At 67.5% G+C, this 17,652-nt stretch carries 18 protein-coding genes; 8 read left to right on the forward strand and 10 right to left on the reverse strand.

The genetic code is table 11. The annotated features are described in order from the left end of the window. Nucleotide 1 precedes the first annotated feature (1 nt). The 5 genes from VHO04_RS04645 to VHO04_RS04665 are packed head-to-tail and all read right to left on the reverse strand — an operon-like array spanning nucleotide 2 to nucleotide 4,864. Complete coding sequence (locus VHO04_RS04645) at nucleotides 2-688, reverse strand: response regulator transcription factor (RefSeq protein WP_329627214.1); 687 nt, start codon at nucleotides 686-688, stop codon at nucleotides 2-4. After that, complete coding sequence (locus VHO04_RS04650; RefSeq protein WP_329627215.1) at nucleotides 657-1,097, reverse strand: PDZ domain-containing protein; 441 nt, start codon at nucleotides 1,095-1,097, stop codon at nucleotides 657-659. The genes VHO04_RS04645 and VHO04_RS04650 overlap by 32 nt, the downstream gene beginning before the upstream one ends. Beyond that, nucleotides 1,097-3,673: a bifunctional lysylphosphatidylglycerol flippase/synthetase MprF gene (mprF, locus tag VHO04_RS04655; protein WP_329627216.1), complete on the reverse strand. Its 2,577-nt coding sequence runs from the start codon at nucleotides 3,671-3,673 to the stop codon at nucleotides 1,097-1,099. Before mprF ends, VHO04_RS04650 begins: the two co-directional genes overlap by 1 nt. A gap of 38 nt (nucleotides 3,674-3,711) precedes the next feature. After that, nucleotides 3,712-4,110, reverse strand: a complete 399-nt coding sequence (locus VHO04_RS04660) for a DUF2147 domain-containing protein (RefSeq protein ID WP_257545854.1) — start codon at nucleotides 4,108-4,110, stop codon at nucleotides 3,712-3,714. A gap of 13 nt (nucleotides 4,111-4,123) precedes the next feature. Next, nucleotides 4,124-4,864, reverse strand: coding sequence for an AcvB/VirJ family lysyl-phosphatidylglycerol hydrolase (locus VHO04_RS04665; RefSeq protein WP_329627217.1), 741 nt, complete (start codon nucleotides 4,862-4,864; stop codon nucleotides 4,124-4,126). A 306-nt stretch (nucleotides 4,865-5,170) separates the two neighbouring features. On the opposite strand from VHO04_RS04665, the gene VHO04_RS04670 reads away from it, so the two are divergent. Together VHO04_RS04670 and VHO04_RS04675 are read left to right on the forward strand one after the other, a co-directional pair. Beyond that, complete coding sequence (locus VHO04_RS04670; protein ID WP_329627218.1) at nucleotides 5,171-7,450, forward strand: FdhF/YdeP family oxidoreductase; 2,280 nt, start codon at nucleotides 5,171-5,173, stop codon at nucleotides 7,448-7,450. 5 nt (nucleotides 7,451-7,455) lie between these two features. Beyond that, nucleotides 7,456-8,103, forward strand: coding sequence for a DUF1345 domain-containing protein (locus VHO04_RS04675; RefSeq protein ID WP_414713080.1), 648 nt, complete (start codon nucleotides 7,456-7,458; stop codon nucleotides 8,101-8,103). Here the strand turns inward: VHO04_RS04675 and fdhD are convergent. Further along, nucleotides 8,100-8,924 carry a formate dehydrogenase accessory sulfurtransferase FdhD gene (gene fdhD / locus VHO04_RS04680; protein WP_329627220.1) on the reverse strand — a complete coding sequence of 275 codons (825 nt, stop codon included), beginning with the start codon at nucleotides 8,922-8,924 and terminating at the stop codon, nucleotides 8,100-8,102. The genes VHO04_RS04675 and fdhD overlap by 4 nt on opposite strands. Nucleotides 8,925-9,079: 155 nt before the next feature. Between fdhD and VHO04_RS04685 the strand changes: the two genes are divergently transcribed. The 6 genes from VHO04_RS04685 to VHO04_RS04710 all read left to right on the forward strand — a co-directional run bounded on the left by VHO04_RS04685 (nucleotide 9,080) and on the right by VHO04_RS04710 (nucleotide 13,049). Next, complete coding sequence (locus tag VHO04_RS04685; RefSeq protein WP_329627221.1) at nucleotides 9,080-9,559, forward strand: helix-turn-helix transcriptional regulator; 480 nt, start codon at nucleotides 9,080-9,082, stop codon at nucleotides 9,557-9,559. A 49-nt stretch (nucleotides 9,560-9,608) separates the two neighbouring features. Beyond that, nucleotides 9,609-9,977 (forward strand): hypothetical protein, encoded by a 369-nt coding sequence (locus VHO04_RS04690; protein WP_329627222.1) that lies wholly within the window; start codon nucleotides 9,609-9,611, stop codon nucleotides 9,975-9,977. 22 nt (nucleotides 9,978-9,999) lie between these two features. Further along, nucleotides 10,000-10,413, forward strand: coding sequence for a hypothetical protein (locus VHO04_RS04695; protein WP_329627223.1), 414 nt, complete (start codon nucleotides 10,000-10,002; stop codon nucleotides 10,411-10,413). 25 nt (nucleotides 10,414-10,438) lie between these two features. Further along, a complete protein-coding gene (locus VHO04_RS04700) occupies nucleotides 10,439-10,930 on the forward strand; it encodes a MarR family winged helix-turn-helix transcriptional regulator (RefSeq protein WP_329627224.1) in 492 nt (163 codons plus the stop codon). A gap of 128 nt (nucleotides 10,931-11,058) precedes the next feature. After that, nucleotides 11,059-11,433, forward strand: a complete 375-nt coding sequence (locus tag VHO04_RS04705) for a glycine zipper 2TM domain-containing protein (protein WP_297664223.1) — start codon at nucleotides 11,059-11,061, stop codon at nucleotides 11,431-11,433. Nucleotides 11,434-11,555: 122 nt separating this feature from the next. Next, the gene (locus VHO04_RS04710) at nucleotides 11,556-13,049 is read left to right on the forward strand and encodes a tetratricopeptide repeat protein (RefSeq protein ID WP_329627225.1); all 1,494 of its coding nucleotides are present in this window, start codon (nucleotides 11,556-11,558) and stop codon (nucleotides 13,047-13,049) included. A 41-nt stretch (nucleotides 13,050-13,090) separates the two neighbouring features. Here VHO04_RS04710 and VHO04_RS04715 read toward each other — a convergent pair whose 3' ends face one another. The 4 genes from VHO04_RS04715 to VHO04_RS04730 all read right to left on the reverse strand — a co-directional run bounded on the left by VHO04_RS04715 (nucleotide 13,091) and on the right by VHO04_RS04730 (nucleotide 17,590). Beyond that, nucleotides 13,091-13,810, reverse strand: a complete 720-nt coding sequence (locus VHO04_RS04715) for a cistern family PEP-CTERM protein (RefSeq protein WP_329627226.1) — start codon at nucleotides 13,808-13,810, stop codon at nucleotides 13,091-13,093. A 111-nt stretch (nucleotides 13,811-13,921) separates the two neighbouring features. Continuing rightward, nucleotides 13,922-14,668: a FliA/WhiG family RNA polymerase sigma factor gene (locus VHO04_RS04720; RefSeq protein ID WP_329627227.1), complete on the reverse strand. Its 747-nt coding sequence runs from the start codon at nucleotides 14,666-14,668 to the stop codon at nucleotides 13,922-13,924. Next, on the reverse strand, nucleotides 14,658-16,778 hold the full coding sequence (gene flhA / locus VHO04_RS04725; protein WP_329627228.1) for a flagellar biosynthesis protein FlhA: 2,121 nt from the start codon (nucleotides 16,776-16,778) through the stop codon (nucleotides 14,658-14,660). Before flhA ends, VHO04_RS04720 begins: the two co-directional genes overlap by 11 nt. Continuing rightward, nucleotides 16,775-17,590, reverse strand: a complete 816-nt coding sequence (locus tag VHO04_RS04730) for a transglycosylase SLT domain-containing protein (protein WP_329627229.1) — start codon at nucleotides 17,588-17,590, stop codon at nucleotides 16,775-16,777. The genes flhA and VHO04_RS04730 overlap by 4 nt, the downstream gene beginning before the upstream one ends. Between the last annotated feature and the right edge of the window lie 62 nt (nucleotides 17,591-17,652).

Here is a 17,652-nt window from a genome sequence, read left to right on the forward strand (position 1 = left end):
CTCAGTCGGCGGCGCCGAGCATATAGCCCGCGCCGCGGATCGTGTGGACGAGCGGCCGCGCGAAGCCGTCGTCGACCTTGCGGCGCAGGCGGCTGACATGGACGTCGACGACATTGGTGCCGGGGTCGAAATGATATTCCCACACCCCCTCCAGCATCATCGTGCGCGTGACGACCTGTTCCTTGTGGCGCAGCAGATATTCGAGCAGCCGAAACTCGCGCGGTTGCAGCTCGATGCGCTTGCCCGCGCGCGTGACGCGGCGGCTCAGCAGATTCATCTCCAGATCCTCGCAGGACAGGACCGTCTCGACCTGCGTGCCGCCCGAGGGTCGCACGATCAGCAGTTTCAGCCGCGCGAGCAGTTCGGAGAAGGCGAAGGGCTTGACCAGATAATCATTGGCGCCCGAGGTCAGCCCCTCGACCCGCGCGTCGACCGCGCCGAGGTTGGAGAGGATGAGCACCGGGGTCGCGACCTTCGCCGCGCGCAAGGCCGCAAGCACCGCCATCCCGTCCATTCCCGGTAGCATCCGGTCGAGAACGATCGCGTCGTAACTGCCGTCGGTCGCGTGGAACAGCCCATCGCGCCCGTCGGCGGCGTGATCGACGACGAAGCCCTCGCCGGTCAGGCTCTTGACGATGAAGTCCGCGGTGGTCGGGTCATCTTCGACGACGAGAATCTTTTGCGACATGCGGTTCCTTGGAGCGAACGGATGGGGCGCGGCCGGGCAGATGCTTATAACGGCTCTCGCCCTTATGGCGAATATGAAGCAGCGGGCCGCTGCGCGCATCGCTTCGTACTGCGCGTCCGACCGACGAAAGCGAGGCGATCGGTCGGCCGTCGATGCCGTCGATCACGTCGCCCGCCGCGATATCGGCTTTCGCCGCCGGACCATTGTCCTGCACGCTGGTGACGACCAGCGCGAGCGGCGCGCGCGGGGCCCTGCGCTTGGCCTCATAGGTCAGGCCGGGAAGTTGGTCGCTTCGCTGCCGGTGCGGCGGGGCGACCAGATGAATGGCGAGGGCGATCACTGCCGCGAGCGTCAGCAGCAGGGCGCCGGCGGGCGGCATCGGGCGCGGGGACGGCGCGCGCGCGGGCATCAGGCCAGCGCCGTGGTCAGGGCGCCCGCCTTTTTTCTCGTGGGCGGGCGGCTGACGATGCGGTGGACCGCCGCCATGCCCCGCGCGAACGCCATGCCGCGCGGACCGGCGACATAGCGCGGTTCCCAGTGGGTCGCGAATTTCGCCTTGTAGCTTCTGAGGCCCCCGAAGCCGTAGAGCATCTCGCCGTGCCGGAACAGAAAGGCCGCGCCGCGCGCCCACGCCGGGGCGAGCTTGCGTCCATCGATCCCCGCCAGCGGCGCGATGCCGAGCGTGAAGCGGCGATAGCCCTCTGCGCGCGCATATTCCATCAGCCGGATGAACAGATAATCCATCACGCCATAGGGCAGGTTTGCGACATGACGCATCAGGTCGACCGACATCTCCTCGCGGTTCGCGGTGGCGAGAATGTTGGCAAAGGCGACGATCCTCCCCCCCATCCGCATCACCGCGCAGGGGAAATGCGCCATATAGGCGGGGTCGAAGCTGCCGAGGCTGAACGCCTTTTCGCGCTGTCCTTTCGCGCGCAGCCAGTCGTCGGACACCGCCTTCAGTTCGGCGATGTGGTCTGGCACCTCGGCAGGGGAAAGGACTGCGAAGCTGGCGCCGTCCTGGACTGCGCGGCGTTCGGCGTGGCGCAGCGTCTTGGCGTGCGGGCCGGCGAGGGTGAAATCGGCGAGCTCGACGCGGGCTTCCTCGCCATATTTGACGATGGCGAGGCCAAGGTCGATCGCGTGCGGCAGCGCGCGCGCGCCGATCTGGTAGAGAAGCAGACGCCCCTGCGCGGCGTCGGCGCGTTCGCGCAATTTCCACAGCAGGTCGGACCAGCGCGCCTCGTTGCCGACCGGATCGCCCATCACGATCCAGTTCACCCCCTCCACCCGGTACATCAGAAAGGCGTCGCCCTCATCGGCGAGTAGGAAGCGCTTGTCGCCGGTGAAAGCAAGGAAGGCGTCGGTGTGGTCGGCGAGCACGAGCGCGGGCGCAAGCTGGTCGAAGCCGACCGCGGCTGTGCGCGCCGCGCGCGGCGACGGCGCGAACAGCCGCCAGAGCGCCAGCCCCGCCAGCAGCACCGCGATGCCGAACAGCGCGCGCAGGAAGCGCGGCGCGTCGCCCCGCAGGCTGAACTGCCACCACAGGCTGCTGTCGTAGGCGACATGCTTATAGGCGAAAAAGCCCGCGAAGACCGACGCCAGGATCGCGGTCAGCGCGGCCGTGATCCAGCCGGTGGAGAGCGGCGCGTCGATCAGCGAGGTCTGGCGATAGAAGGCCGGACGGCTCCATTGCAGCGCCGTCGCGATGCCGGAGAGGATCAGCGCCTCCTCATAATCGAACCCCTTGGCGAGCGAAAAGAGAATCGCTGCGACCAGCAGCGCGCGTGTCGCGACGAAAGCGCCGTCGAGCCGGCGAAGCAGCCCGGGCGCCAGGAAGAGGAGCAGGGTGCCCGACAGGCTGGCGGCGAAGTGAGAGGCCTCGACGAACGGCAGGGGCACGAGATGTTTGAGGGTGTGCATCCGCGCCGCGTCGCCGGGGGTCGACCCCGACAGGAGCAGGATCAGCCCGCCTGCGAAGACGAGCGCGGCGAGCAGCGGCGGCGCGAGTTCGCGCAGCAGCGACTGGCCGACGGACGCAAGTTCCTTTGCCGGCGCGTGCCACGCGCGGCTTTCGTGCCACGCGAGGAGCAGCGCGGCGAGCAGCAGCGGGAGAAGATAATAAAGCACGCGATAGGCGAGCAGCGCCGCGAGCAATTCAGCCTTGTCGCCGGGCACGGTGGCGATCACCACCGCCTCGAACACCCCGAGCCCGCCGGGAACATGGCTGATCAACGCCGCGACGATCGCAAGCGCATAGCCGAGGAAGAAAAGCGGCCACGCCGACGGGTCGGGCGCGGGGAGGAGGATATAGAGCGCGGCGCTCGCGGCGGCGAGGTCGAGCGCGGCGATGAGGGTCATCGCCGCGCTCATCGCCGGGCCGGGAATCGGCGTGCGCCAGCCGCCGATGTCGATCGCTTCGATGCCGAACGCGCGCAGCAGCGGCGGGATGCAGCAGAGCGCGACAATGACCATCCCCAGGGCGTGAAGCGAAGACAGCGACAGGCCCCAATGCAGGATCGGCGATATGTGCGTGCTCGTCGCGGCGGCGAGCCCCGCGAGCAGGATCACGCCGCTCCAGAAGGCGAGGCTGGCGAGCGCGATGACGCTGCCGATTTCGCCGCCGCCGAGCCCCGCCGCGCGATAGACGCGGTAGCGCGCCGAGCCGCCGGTGAGCAGCGCGAGCCCCAGATTGTGGCTGAGCGCATAGCTGGTGAAGGATGCGAGCGCGGCGGTGCGCCAGGGCAGCCGTTTGCCGAGCACGCGCAACGCGAAACAGTCGTAGAGGGTGAGAAGCAGATAGCTCGCGGCGGTCAGCGCGAGCGCGCCGAATATCTGCGCCGCCGATAGTGCGTCGAAGGCGTGGCGGATCGCGCGCGGGCGCACCGAATGGAGCAGGCCGAACAGCGCCGAAAGGCCGAGCATCGCGACGCCGAGCGCGACGAGGATCGACAGCAACCGCCTGTTCGCGCGGCTCCATGCCATGGCGCGTGCGCCGATTCGCGCCCAATCCTCCTTCGGCGTCATTGCCGGGTCCAGTCCTGCCGCTTGCAAAGCAGCCCGCCGAGGATGCAGCCCGAGATGCGGAGGCCGTTCGGTCCCTTCTGCTCGATCGTCGAATAGAAACGGCGCCCCTGGTCGGGAACATAGACCTGCCCGGTCCAGCGCGCGCTGCCGGTGCGGCGATAGCCGACGAGCAATTCGGTGCCGATCAGCGAATTCACCCCGGCATCGCGCGCGTCGGCCATCGCCTGCGGGCTCGCCCAGACGATATTGCCGCAGAGCAGTTCGCCGCACGGCCGGGTGCGGACGCGGACAGTGCCCTTCGGATTCTGCCAGACGCCGATCGGCGAAAGGACCGGCTGCGGCTGAGCCAGCCCGGCCGATACCGCCATCAGCAGCGCCATTGCCATCGTCTTCATCGCGAACTCCTCATCATCGGGCCTCTCCGATCGCGCGCAGGATCGCTCCGGCGAGCGCGGCATCGTCGCCGTGAAGCCGATGGCCGCCGGGCAGTACGACCCGGTGGACATTCAGCATCGCCAGTTCGGGACACAGGCTGCCGCGCTCCTCGGCGCCGCGGATGCAGGTGACCGGCGCCCAGGTCAGCCGCGATGCCGTGGGCCAGGCGAGTGCGTCGGGGATTTCCCATCCCGCCAGCTCGACCGGCGAGGCGCGGAAGACGATGTCGTGACCGGGGACGACGAGGATGACCGCGCGGATCGGGCGCCGCGCGGCGGGCGAAAATTCGGCGAGCCCGGCGTGGAGCATGTCGGCACCGAACGACTGGCCGATCAGCACGACCCGGTCGGTCTTGCCGAGCGTCATCGCGCGGCGCATCGCCTCCGCGACCAGCGCCGCCGCTTCGGCCGCCGTGCGGCGCGGCGAGAAATAGGCGAGGCTGTTGACGGTAACGACCGCATAGCCGTGCGCGTGCAGCCGCGCCGCGACCTTCGGCGTCATGCCGACGCGGTTGCCCATGTCGCCCGACAACATCACGATCGCGGGGCGACCGGCATCGGCCGCGGCGGACGGCAGGTCGTGAAAGACGCCGCGCCGATACCAGCCGGCGTGGGCATAATAGGCGCCCGCGCCGAGCAGGACGAGCAGCAGCGCGAGGGCGGCCGCCCATGCCCTGATCCGCGGTCGCCGCGCGTTGGTCGTGTCGTTCGCCATGCGTTGCTTTTAGGCGCGGGGGCCGCTCCGCAAGCTGACGCGCGGATTACGATATTGTCATCTGGCGGTCATGCCGCGGACGGGCAGCGGCGCCTAGCAAGGGGGCGTCCGGGTTTGATTGCGTTCCCGGACGACCCTGACCGCAGGAGGGCGCGGGTTTCACCCGGCACCCGCTAGCCCGCGCCCGCCTGCACCCGGCCAGCCCTCGCCCCTGGGGGCTGGCCGCTTTTCGTCGGTCGACGGCCGATGGATAAATCGGCGCGGCTATGCTTTACTTGCACGTCGAAACGATTGCCGGAACGCGCGATGGCCGAGGATAAACCCCGCTACAAGACCTATAACAGCCCCGCTGGCGGCTGGGGCGCGGCGGCGGCGACGGCGAAGGTGCTGCTCGAACAGAGCGTCGTCACCAAGGGGTCGCGCGCGCTGCTGTCGATGAACCAGCCCGGCGGCTTCAAATGTCCGAGCTGCGCCTTTCCCGACGCGGTCTGCACCAAGAAGCTCGAATTTTGCGAGAATGGCGCGAAGGCGCTCGCGCACGAGGCGACGAAATTCCGCGTCACGCGCGACTTCTTCGCGGCGCACAGCGTGACCGAACTGATGGACCAGTCGGATTACTGGCTCGAAATGCAGGGTCGGCTCACCGAACCGATGCGCTACGACGCGGCGAGCGACCATTATGTGCCGGTGAGCTGGGACGAGGCGTTCGCGACGATCGGCCGCCATCTTCGCGGCCTCGACAGCCCGCACCACGCCGAATTCTACACCTCGGGCCGCACGCCGAACGAAGCGGCATTCCTCTATTCGATCTTCGTGCGCGAATATGGGACCAACAATTTCCCCGACTGCTCGAACATGTGCCACGAACCGACGAGTCGCGGCCTGCCGCCCGCTATCGGGGTCGGCAAGGGCACGGTGGTGCTGGACGATTTCGACCATGCCGAGGCGATCTTCGTCATCGGGCAGAACCCCGGCACCAACGCGCCGCGGATGATGACCAGCCTTGTCGAAGCGCGAAAGCGCGGGGTGCCGATCGTCGCGGTCAACCCGATGCCCGAACGCGCGCTGATCCGCTTCACTGAGCCGCAGGACGTCGTGCAGATGGCGACCTTCGGTTCGACCCCGATCGCCAGCGAGTTCGTGCATATCCGCATCGGCGGCGACCTCGCTTTCCTCAAAGGCATGATGCGCGCGATGTTCGAACGCGAGGCGGCGGGCGAGGCGATCTTCGACCGCGCTTTCATCGCCGAACATACCGAGGGCTTCGCGGCGCTCGAGGCGGATATATGGGCGCAGGACTGGGCGGCGATGGTCGAGGCGTCGGGTATTTCGGAGGAGCAGATCCGTCGCTGCGCCGACATTTACATCCGCTCGAAGGCGACGATCATCTGCTACGGCATGGGGATCACCCAGCATCAGCTCGGGTCGAGCCTCGTCCAGCAGATCGCGAACATCCTGTTGCTCAAGGGCAATTTCGGCCGGCCGGGCGCCGGAATCTCGCCGATCCGCGGCCATTCGAACGTGCAGGGCGACCGCACCGTCGGCATCGATGAAAAGCCGACCCAGGCCTATCTCGACCGCGTCCGCGATGTCTTCGGCTTCGATCCGCCGCGCGAACACGGCCATCACACCGTCGAATCGGTCGAGGCGATGGAGCGGGGCTCCGCGCGCGTCTTCATCGGGCTCGGCGGCAATTTCGTGCGCGCGATTCCCGATACGGCCCGCGCCTATGACGCGATGCGCAAGCTCGACCTGACCGTCGGCATCGCGACCAAGCTCAACCGCGGGCATCTGGTGCATGGGCGTGAGGCGCTGATCCTGCCGGTGATCGCCCGGTCGGAGCGGATCGAGACCGCGGCGGGCGAGCAGTTCGTGACGATCGAGGATTCGATGTCGAACGTCACCGCCTCGCGCGGCGTCCTCGATCCCGCCAGCGCCGACTGCAAGCCCGAGGTCGAGATCGTCTGCCGCATGGCGATGGCGGCGCTGCCCGAAAGCCGGACCGGCTGGGCGTGCTACATCGACGATTATGGCGCGATCCGCGACAAGATCGCCGAAGTCTATCCCGCGCTCTACGAAGGCTTTGCCGAGCGCATCGCGGCGCCGACGGGGTTCCACCTCGATGTCGCGCCGCGGCGGCGGGTGTGGCTGACTCCCAATGGCAAGGCGAATTTCCTGATCCTGCCGGGGCTCGCGGCCAATGCGCCCATCGACGACCCCGACATGCTGCGGCTCGCGACGGTGCGCTCGCACGACCAGTTCAACACCACCATCTACAGCTACAACGACCGCTATCGCGGCGTCTACAACGATCGGATGATCCTGTTCGTCAATGCCGAGGACCGCGCGGCGCGCGGGCTCGATCCGGGCGCGAAGATCGCGCTCGAAACGATCGCCGCCGACGGGTTCGCGCGGCGTGTCGAGGATTTGACGCTGATCGACTATCCGATGCCGCGCGGCGCGGTCGCGGGCTATTATCCCGAACTCAACCCGCTGCTGCCGCTCGAACTGTTCGACCGGGTCAGCGGCTGCCCCGCGGCCAAGTCGATCCCGGTGCGGATCGTCGCCGCGCCGGTGGCCGCCTGACATCGATGGGAGCGCGGCGCTTTGCTCCTGGCGAGCATGTCGCGCCAGCGCGGTTTCTGTTGTTCGCCGCGATCTTCGCGTTCGTCGCCGGGCTCGCGGCTAGCTGCGGCGTCCACCCGCGCACGGCGCTGCTGGCCGGATTCGACATCGCGGCCTTCGTCTTTCTCGGCGCGATCGCTCCGCTGTTCGCCGCCGATCCCGCCGCGATGCGACGCACCGCCGCGCGCAACGACGCCAACCGCGCCGTGCTGCTCGCCCTGTCGGTTCTGCTGTCGCTGGTCGTTCTGTTCGCGGTGGGATCACTCATTGCCAGCCCCGACGCGCTCGGCGCGGGCGACATCGCGCTGATCGTCGCGACTCTTCTGCTCGCCTGGCTGTTCGCCAATATGGTCTTCACGCTCCATTATGCGCATCTCTATTATCTGCAGGCGCGCGGGAAGGATCGCGGCGGGCTGGAGGTGCCGGGGGTGAAGGAACCCGGATATTGGGACTTCCTCTATTTCAGCTTCACGCTCGGCATGACCTTCCAGACGTCGGACGTCACCATATCGGGCGCGCATATGCGGCGCGTCGTGCTCGGCCATTGCATGGCGGCATTCGTCTTCAACATGGGGATATTGGCGTTCACCGTGAACGCGATCGGCGGATCCTAATCGAGGGTGCCGCTGACGAGCAGCGCCGAATCCGCGCGCGCCAGCGATACCAGCGTCAGGCCGGCGGCGGCGGCTCGGTCGGCGGCGAGGCTGGTCGGCGCCGAAATGGTGACGAGCAGCGGGCAGCCCGCGCGTACCGTCTTTTCGACCAGTTCGTAGCTGCAGCGCGCCGACAACAGGATGAAGCCGGTGGCGGGATCGGTCCCGGTCCACGCCAGCGCTCCGATCAGCTTGTCGAGCGCATTGTGGCGCCCGACATCCTCGCGCACGCACAGGATATCGCCGGTCGGGGCGCAGAAGGCGGCGGCGTGGACGGCGCCGGTCGTGCGGCCGAGCGGCTGGTGCGCCGGAAGCGCGGCGAGCGCGGCGACGATGGCCGCGCGGCCGACCTCCAGTCGCGCGGTGACGGGGGGCAGCGGGCGCAGCACCTCCTCGATATTCTCGATCCCGCAAAGGCCGCAGCTGCTTTCGCCGACCCGTCGCCGCGCACGCTCGAGCGCCAGCCCGGCGCGCTCGGGCGCCAGCCACAGCCGCAGCGCCCATCCCCCTTCGATCGAGTGCGCGTCGACCCGGTTCAACTGCGCAGGCGTGTCGACCAGCCCCTCGGCCAGCGCAAAGCCGAGCGCATAATCCTCAAGATCGGCGGGAGTCGCCATCATCACAGCATAGCCGATGCCGCACACCTCGACCGACACCGGCGCTTCGACCGGCAGGGCGCGGATCAGTTCGGCGTCGCCGGGAATGGCGAGGCCAAGGCGCCGGACCGGCCGGTCCGTGGTTGCGGCGTCCTGCGGCGCCGGGGGGTCGCTGTCGATCGTCATTGCCGTCAGCCTATCGCGTGCCGGACAATGTTGTCCACCGGCTCGCTGCCGTTGGGGTGACGGGGGGCCATGTCGCGAAAGAATCGGGTAACATGAATGCGAATTGCTTAGGCACGTAACTTGATTTCGACTCGTGATGCTCTATGCCCTCACGCGTGCAGGGTGACCCAGACAATTACATCAGTCTCCTTTCGGCCGCGCAAATCGAAACGTTGCGGCACGTTTTCGAGCATAAAAATTCCAAGGAAATTGCTCGTATTATGGATGTGTCCCCACACACGGTCGACGAACGCGTCCGCAGAGTGTTAAAAAAACTTAATGTTTCTAACAGAATAGAAGCCGCAACAGTGCTCGCTCGTCACGGTGTATTCGACCAGGTTACTCCCTATCAGTCTTTGACATATCAATTGATCGACCTAGGCGAGGCCGCTTCCGCTGATGAAGCCGGACCGGGGCAAGGTCCGATCCGGCGGTTTTTCGACATCGGTTCGCCATTTCCGACCGCGTCCCAGCCGGCCAACCGGCACGGATTGATGGAAAGGATCATCTGGCCGATCCTGATCGCCTTTGCGACCATATTGGCTTTTTCCGCTCTCTATTCGATCCTTGTCGGTCTCGGTCGTGTTTTGACCTGAGTGCTGCGGGGGGGAAACCGTCGGCATTCGCTTTCAAGGACCGGAAAACATGCTGAACGAACGACTTTCTGCGGCGAAGATGATCGCCAGCGAACTGCACCATGCCGAAGATGCCATCGACGAGACCATGATCCGCATCGCGCACCTCGCCGCGGCGCTTCCCGTCGCGCGCCGCGACACCAACATGTCGGCGATCGTCGGCCAGGAAGCGGTGGCGAAGGTGGCGCACGCGCTGGCCGCCGCCGGCGAGGTCCGTCAACTGCTCACCGACGCCCATATCGCGCTGACCGCGACACAGAAGCAGGTCGGTCTCGGCACCCGCATGTTCGGAGCCGGCGTCAAGCCGCCCGCGAGCGCGTCGCTGGCCGAGGATGGCGGCGCCGACGTCGTGCCGCTTCCGCTCGCGCGCGTTTCCTGAACCCGCGGACGGGACGATCCGGATGTGGACCGTGGCGAGCTATTATGCGGTATTGTTGCTCACGGTGGCCGTCGCGATGTGGCGCGGCGGCCCCCTGGAACGCTGGGCGGCCTATACCGCGCTGCTCGCCTCGGTCTGCACCACGGTCCTGGCACCCCAACCGAATTGGTCGCATATTGAATATAATATCTTCGCGATCGACGTCGTCGCCTTGGCGAGTTTTTGGTTTATTGCCCTGAAAACAAATCGTTTCTGGCCTTACTGGATTACCGGATGGCAGTTGATCGCGATTTTCGGGCATGTTCAGAAACTGATGTTTTCGGAGATATTGGCGCGTCCCTATGCGCTGCTTTCAATGTATATTTCCTACCCGATCCTTTTCTTGATCCTCTACGCATCGGGTTCGACCAATCGGAGAAGGGAAGCCGCGGCCTGACAATGAAAGGCAGCCGGGGGGCTCCATGCAACAATTCGCAGATCATGACATTGCCGAGATACGGTCGCGCATCGACCAGATTCACGACATGCTGGCGAAAAGCGCCAGCGACGACCAGCCGAGACCCGATGCGGCGATCGGCCCCGATGAAGCGCAGCCGCGGCTGATCGATCAGCTGTCGCTCAGCATCCAGCTTCGACGGATGCGCAAGAGCCATTTCGGCACCGCGCAGATGTCTGGCGCCGTCTGGGACATGATGCTCGACCTGATGCTGGCGAACGCCAACGGCCGCACGCTGAGCGCCAGCGATCTGGCGACCGGCGCCGGGGTGCCGCTGTCGTCGGGGTTGCGCATGATCGCGGCGATCGAAGGCGCGGGGCTCGCCAGGCGAACGATCGACGAGCGCGACCGGCGCCGCACGATCGTTCGGCTCACCGAAGCGGGGGCCGAGAAGATGGCAAGCTATTTCGACAAGATGAACGCGGCGGTGCGCAGCGGATACAGCCGCGCGGCTTGAGCGCGCTCCGCCGGGTTGTGCCCTGCATGGAGAGGCGCCCGGTGCCTGCCTTGGCGATGGTGGCGCCGATCGTTCATGACGCGTTATGGCGGGCCGATATAATCCCTGCGCGCAGAAGGGAGTTCGCCATGAAACAATTTCTCGCCGCCGTCATTCTGGCCGCCGTTGCCATGCCGTCGACTACTGCCTGGGCCGACCCGCCGCCATGGGCTCCCGCCCACGGCAAGCGCGCCAAGGACCGCGGCCTTTACGACCATTCCGGCCGTTATTATGAGCCACGCCGTCTGGCGCGCGGCGATCGCGTCTGGCGCGGGAATGACGGACGGTATCATTGCCGCCGCGACAATGGCACGACGGGCCTGATTATCGGCGCCGCCGCCGGGGCGCTGCTCGGCCGCGAACTGGACGGCGGACGCGACCGGACGGTCGGGACGATCATCGGCGCTGCGGGCGGCGGCCTGCTCGGCCGGGCGATCGATCGCGGCGAACTCAAATGCCGTTGAACGGGCCAGGGCCACACGAACCGGCTTAACGCGCGGGTGATCTTTGGCCATTAGGCTTCCTGGCACATCGTCCAGGGAAGATCGACTTCATGCGCTCTCCATTATTGCTGATCGTGCCCGCGTTGGCATTTCTTGCCGCCTGCCAGCCGGAGCGCGACGCGAGTCTGGCCGAGGCGCAGCGCCTCCATGCGCGGGGACAATGGGCGGATGCCCGCATCGAATTGGCGAATCTGCTGAAGGTCGAGCCCGCCAACAGCCGGGCGCGGCTGTTGCTCGCGCGCATTCAGATCGCCAGCGGCGATGGCGAGGGAGCGGCCGCCACTCTTGCGCGGATCGACGGCAAGACCGGAGCGGCCGAACTGGATGATATGCGGGTCGAGGCCGACATGCTGCGCGGCCGATGCCGACAGTTGCTGGCCGCCGCGTCGGGAAAAGCGCCGATGTCGGCGACGCTGCGGCGGGTGCGAGCGCTCTGTGCGGTCGATGGCGGCGATATGGCGGCGGCGGGCAAGGAGGTCGCCGCCGGCATGGCGGACCATCCTGACGACGTCGGGCTGCAAATCGTGGCCGCGCGCCTTGCCATCCTGCGCGGCGATCTGAACGAGGCCGAGCGGCTGATTGCGACCGCGCGCAAAGGCAGCAGCGACGGCTTCGAAGTCGAGATGGCGGCGGGCGCGCTCGAACAGCGGCGCGCCAATGTGAGCGGCGCGCTGGCGCATTATCGAGCGGCCGAAAAACGGAATCCGCTGAACAGTGGGCCGCTTGCGGCACAAGCCGAACTGCTGGCGGCGGCGAAGGACAAGGGTCGCCTGGCTGCGGTCGTCGATCGGCTGCGCCGGATGGCGCCGCAATCCCCGGCAGCGGCGATCGCTTCGGCGCGACTGGCCTTGCTAAGCGGCGATCCGCGGGCGGCGCAGGAACAATTGCTGGCCGCGCGGCAACTGGCCGGCGACCGGCCCGCGATCCAGCTTTTGGCCGGACAGGTCGCGATGGCGCTGGGTAATCACGATATCGCGATTACCGAGCTTTCGCGCTACCTCGGCAGCGGCGTCCGCGACGAAGAGGCGGCGATGAGTCTGGCCGCCGCCTTCGCGGCGGCGGGGGACCCTGAACGCGCGATGGCGACACTGAAGCCGCTCGCCGACCGTCCCGATCCGTCGCGTTCGGTCCTCGCCGCGCTCACGAAATATGCGAAGGCGGCGGGGCAGGCCAAGGCGGCGGCCGGCTATGCCGCAGAGGCTGCGAAACCGTCGCCGGCGCGGACCGCCAACCTGTTCGTGCAGGCCGACCGGGCACTCGCGGCCAAGGACTGGAAAGGGGCGATCGCCGCCTATCAGCAACTGATCGAGCGCGAGGGCGTGCGGCCCAACGCGCTGATCCTCAACAATCTGGGCTGGGCGCATTTTCAGGACGGGCAGGTCGATCAGGCGATCACGCTGCTCAAGGACGCATTGAAGCAGGCCCCCGCCAATGCCTCGGTGCTCGACAGCCTGGGCTGGGTGCTCTGGTCGTCGGGCAAGGACCGTACGGCGGCGCGGCGCTATCTGGCCGAAGCGCACCGGCTGGCCCCCGGCAACGCCGCGGTGACCGCCCATTGGAAGGCGGCGAACCGTTGATTCCCGGACCGCTCCCGCGCTGACGGGAGCGGTGGGGCCGGTCAGGCGATCGCGAGCTTCGGCGCGGGCGCGGTGCGGCGGCGGCGCAGCATCAGCGCGCCGACGCCGAGAGCGAAGAGGCCGAACATGCCGGGCTCGGGAACCGGCGTGCCGCCCGACGAACTGCCGCCCGAAGACGAGGTGCTGATCGTGCCGCTGCCGACCGCCGAAGAGGTCCCGCCGGCGCCGCTGATCGATTGGTAGCGGGTGAAGAAGTCGCTGAGCGTCAGCGAGGAGAGCGGTGAGGCGAAGGACAGGGTCAGTTCGCCCGACCCCGTTTCGCCGAAGCCGACCCCGCCGCCACCGCCGCCGGCGCAGCTCTTGGAGCCGCCGCCGTCCTTGAAGCAGACGTCGACCTTGCCGATGTTGGGCACGTTCGAATTGAGGGCGGTCACCGTATAGGCGCCGGTGCTCGACGCGCTCTTGATGTTCGGGTCGGTGTCGAAGCCGAAGCCCGAGATGCGCGAATTGGTGATCGGGTCATCCGACGTGTTCGTCACCTTGTAGCCGAGCGTATAGCTGTTGGCCGTCGTGCCGGTCAGCGTGAAGACGATCTGCGCCGCCAGGCCGGCAATGCTGCCGTCGCCCGTAAACCCGTTATAATCGACGGTGAAGCTCTTGTTGAGGTCGCTGCTGTCCAGCGTGATGATGTCTGCCTGTGCAATGCCGGGCAATGCGGCGAATGCGACTGCGGCGAGAACGGGCAAGATACGGCTTTTCATCAAAAATCCCCCGAATTGGTTACCGCCGCGTAAAGATGTCCGGGGGCGAGGCCAAGCGCGAAGTCGGGCGGCCGATGTGCCAAGAAGGGATTCGCGGCGACCCGAGCCCGCTTACTCGGTCATCTCGCGCATCATCCGGTCGATCTTTGCCATCGCATCGCGCTTGATCTGGCAGACGCGCGCGGCGCTGACATCGAGCGTCAGGCCGATTTCCTGCAGGTTGAGCTCCTCGAAGAAATAGAGTTGCAGCACCATCTGCTCGCGCTCGGCCAGCCGGCCGACGCACAGGCGCAACGCGTCCAGCATATCCTCCTGCTCGCACGCCTCGCCCGCGCCGATCCGGTCGTCGGCGAACAGGAAGCTGCCGTCCTCCATCAGATCCTCGATCGAGATCGAGCGGCCGTGGGTCGCATTCTTCTCCAGCGCGAAATACTCCTCGGCCGGCATGTCGAGCGCCGCGGCCATTTCTGCCGCGCTCGGCGCGCGCATCAACTGTTGTTCGAGCGTGCGGCGGGTCGCCTGCAGCTGCCGCGCCGCGACCATCGCCGATCGCCCGACGTCGGCTTCGCGCCGCTGCTGGTCGATCATCGCGCCGCGAATCCGCGTCGTCGCATAGGTCGCGAAGGCGAACCCGCGCTCCTCATAGCTGCGGCTCGCCTCGATCAGCGCGATCAGCCCGGCCTGGATCAGATCCTCGAGGTCGCTCGTCCGCGACACGCGCGAATGGACCTGCCAGGCGATCTTGCGGACCAGCGGCGCATATTCCTCGACCAGCGCCTCGGCGCTCTCGCCATAGCCGCGCGGGGCGGGCGCGCGGACGGATGCCGCCGCGAACTGCTCGGCGGGCTCAATTCTCATGGGGCTCGTCCTTCATCTGGGCGTCTTCGCCGCTGGTGAGACGGGGGATTTCGGCACCGATCGTCGCGACGATCTCGGTCGCCTTGTTCGCCGGTATCTCGAGGTAGGAAATGACCGCGACGTCGGGGAAGGTCACGCGCACGAGCCGCGACAGCGCCGACCGGCAGAGCGGCGAGGCGACGAGCGCGAAGCTGCGCGTCGACAGCAGCAGGGGTTCGACCGCTTCGCCGATCTGCTCGACGATCTTCATCGCCATGCCATGCTCGAACGGCCATTCGGCGCCGGGGTTGGCGCGCACCGCCTGGTTGAGCAGCACCTCGATCTCGGGACTGAAGGTGACAACGGGCAGCGGCATCCGGCTCGGCACGATCGTCTGGACGATCAGCGCGCCGATACGCTGGCGCACCGCCTCGACCAGGTCGGCGTCGCCGAGTTGGAGGCTGCCGAGCGACACCATCGCCTCGGCGATCTTGCGGAAATCGCGCAGCGGCACGCGCTCGATCAGCATCGCCTTGCACAGCGCCGCGACGCGCGGCAGCGGATAGCCCTGCGTCAGCGACTGGGCGAGCTGCGGATACAGGGTCTTCAGCGTATCGATCAGCGCCTGCGCGTCGTCGATGCCGAACAGGTCGGTGGCCGAGGCGACGATGCTGTTGTTGAGGTGGGTCGCGACGACGGTCGCCGGATCGACGACGGTATAGCCCGCCGCGATCGCGTCGTTCTGCGCGCTCTTGGGAATCCAGAGGGCGTCGAGTCCGAAGGTCGGGTCCTTGCACGGCCGCCCGGTGACCTTGGTGACAAGGTCGCCCGAATCGAGCGCGAGCATCTCGTTAGGGAAAACCTCGTCCTCGCCGACGATCACCCCGGCGATCGCGATGCGATAGACGTTGCCGGGCAGCGACAGATCGTCGGTGACCTTCACCGCCGGCACGACGAAGCCCAGTTCCTTCGACAATTGGCGCCGGATGCCGGTGATCCGCGTCATCAGCGGCGCGCCCTTGCGCTCGTCGACCAGCGCGACCAGCGCATAGCCGATTTCGAGCTGGCACGGGCTCGTCTCGCTGACGTCGGCCCATTCGATATGGTGCGGGTCGGGCGCGGGCGCCGCGGGCGGCGGCGCGGCCTCGGCGGCGGCGGCGCTCTTGCGAAGCTGCCAGCCAATACCGCCGGCGATCGCGGCAGCGGGCAGGATCAGCATCTGCGGCATCGCCGGGACGAGGCCGAGCACGAACAGCACCCCGCCGACCGCCATCCAGACGTGCGGCGAGGCGAACTGGCTGCCGATCTGCCCCGACAGATCGTGCGGCGAGGCGACGCGGGTGACGATCGCGGCGGCGGCGATCGACAGCAGCAGCGCCGGAATCTGCGCGACGAGCGCGTCGCCGATCGCCAGCGTGACATAGGTGCTGCCGGCGTCGGAGAAGGACAGGCCGTGGCTGAACATGCCGAGGATCAGCCCGCCGACGATGTTGACGAACAGGATCAGCAGGCCCGCGACCGCGTCGCCCTTCACGAATTTCGAGGCGCCGTCCATCGAGCCGTAGAAATCGGCCTCGGTCGCCACTTCCTGGCGGCGCGCCTTGGCTTCGTCGGGGGTGAGCAGCCCGGCGTTCAGGTCGGCGTCGATCGCCATCTGCTTGCCCGGCAGGGCGTCGAGGGTGAAGCGCGCCGACACTTCGGACACGCGCCCGGCGCCCTTGGTGATGACGACGAGGTTGATGATCATCAGCACGAAGAAGACGAACAGGCCGACGACATAGTCGCCGCCGATCAGCACCTGGCCGAACGCCTCGATCACATGCCCCGCCGACGCGGTGCCTTCGTGGCCGTGGACGAGCACGACGCGCGTCGAGGCGACGTTGAGCGAGAGGCGGAACAGCGTCGCGAGCAGCAGCACCGTCGGAAAGGCCGAGAAATCGAGCGGCTTCGACGCCTGCAAGGCGACCATCAGCACCAGCAGGCTGATCATGATGTTGGCGACGAAGCTGATGTCGAGGATGATCGGCGAAACCGGGATCACCATCAGCGCGACGAGGATCAGCATCGCCGCGGGCAGCGCGGCGCCGCCGACGATCCGCGCCACGCCGCGCGCGTTCAGGCCCGCGATCATGCGCTGCCTCCCGACAGGGAGGCGAGGCGGCGATAGGCGCTCGCGGCGAAATCCATCGACAGGGTCTTGGGCATGGGCTGAATGTCCATCATCGGCAGCGGCGGCCGGCCGCCGCCATTCGCGCCGCTCGCGCTCGCCATCTGGATGCGCCAGCCGGGGACGGGCGGCGCGCCCGGCGCGCCGCCGCCTTCGTCCAGCTTGGCGCGGAAGCGGTCGCGGATGTCGCCGAGGCTGCGCATGCTGCCGTCGGCGGCATAGAAGACCGAACGGTTAGAAGCCGCCGCATCGGGCATCATCGTCGCGCCCGCCTGATCGGGATTGGCGGCCCAGGCGGTCAGAAAGCGCGCTGCGCCCGCCGAGCCGAGGAAATGGGCGAGATAGAGGTCGACCGGCTCGGCGGCGCGGCCGATGCGGCTTTCGAGATAATCCTGATTGTCGGAGGTCAGCGCCGCGGCCATGTTCGACGACGCGACCGGATCGTCGCGCAGGCCAAGGATCTGGTCGCGAAGCGCGGGATCGGCGACGCTGAAACGCCCCGACGCGTCCTGACCGATCGCACCCGCGGCCCAGCCGAGCCCGTGGCTCGCGCCGTGGCGCCGCAAGGTCGCGAGCCAGGTCTGCTTGGTGAACTGATAGAGGCCGCGCGCCGAGGAGGTCGGCGCCTTGGCGGTCGGATCGAAGCGGCTTTCGACCCGCGCGACATCGACCAGATAGTCGAAGTCGACCCCGGTGCGCGTCGATGCATTCTGGACCGCATCCAGAACGGGGACGGCGCCGGACGCCGGTGTCGCATAGGGGTTGATCGAATTCATGCTTTGGTTCCGCTTGTTCGGGAAACCAAAAGCAATCATCGTGCCATTTTCCGGAAATTCAC

The sequence above is a fragment of the Sphingopyxis sp. genome, assembly GCF_036261875.1.
In the GTDB taxonomy this organism is placed as follows: Bacteria; Pseudomonadota; Alphaproteobacteria; order Sphingomonadales; family Sphingomonadaceae; genus Sphingopyxis.

Bases quoted from the DNA above. Each gene is read 5' to 3' on its own strand.
- VHO04_RS04645 (WP_329627214.1), bottom strand. From the start codon at position 688: ATGTCGCAAAAGATTCTCGTCGTCGAAGATGACCCGACCACCGCGGAC.
- VHO04_RS04650 (WP_329627215.1), bottom strand. From the start codon at position 1,097: ATGCCCGCGCGCGCGCCGTCCCCGCGCCCGATGCCGCCCGCCGGCGCC.
- mprF (WP_329627216.1), bottom strand. From the start codon at position 3,673: ATGGCATGGAGCCGCGCGAACAGGCGGTTGCTGTCGATCCTCGTCGCG.
- VHO04_RS04660 (WP_257545854.1), bottom strand. From the start codon at position 4,110: ATGAAGACGATGGCAATGGCGCTGCTGATGGCGGTATCGGCCGGGCTG.
- VHO04_RS04665 (WP_329627217.1), bottom strand. From the start codon at position 4,864: ATGGCGAACGACACGACCAACGCGCGGCGACCGCGGATCAGGGCATGG.
- VHO04_RS04670 (WP_329627218.1), top strand. From the start codon at position 5,171: ATGGCCGAGGATAAACCCCGCTACAAGACCTATAACAGCCCCGCTGGC.
- VHO04_RS04675 (WP_414713080.1), top strand. From the start codon at position 7,456: ATGGGAGCGCGGCGCTTTGCTCCTGGCGAGCATGTCGCGCCAGCGCGG.
- fdhD (WP_329627220.1), bottom strand. From the start codon at position 8,924: ATGACGATCGACAGCGACCCCCCGGCGCCGCAGGACGCCGCAACCACG.
- VHO04_RS04690 (WP_329627222.1), top strand. From the start codon at position 9,609: ATGCTGAACGAACGACTTTCTGCGGCGAAGATGATCGCCAGCGAACTG.
- VHO04_RS04695 (WP_329627223.1), top strand. From the start codon at position 10,000: ATGTGGACCGTGGCGAGCTATTATGCGGTATTGTTGCTCACGGTGGCC.
- VHO04_RS04700 (WP_329627224.1), top strand. From the start codon at position 10,439: ATGCAACAATTCGCAGATCATGACATTGCCGAGATACGGTCGCGCATC.
- VHO04_RS04705 (WP_297664223.1), top strand. From the start codon at position 11,059: ATGAAACAATTTCTCGCCGCCGTCATTCTGGCCGCCGTTGCCATGCCG.
- VHO04_RS04715 (WP_329627226.1), bottom strand. From the start codon at position 13,810: ATGAAAAGCCGTATCTTGCCCGTTCTCGCCGCAGTCGCATTCGCCGCA.
- VHO04_RS04720 (WP_329627227.1), bottom strand. From the start codon at position 14,668: ATGAGAATTGAGCCCGCCGAGCAGTTCGCGGCGGCATCCGTCCGCGCG.
- flhA (WP_329627228.1), bottom strand. From the start codon at position 16,778: ATGATCGCGGGCCTGAACGCGCGCGGCGTGGCGCGGATCGTCGGCGGC.
- VHO04_RS04730 (WP_329627229.1), bottom strand. From the start codon at position 17,590: ATGAATTCGATCAACCCCTATGCGACACCGGCGTCCGGCGCCGTCCCC.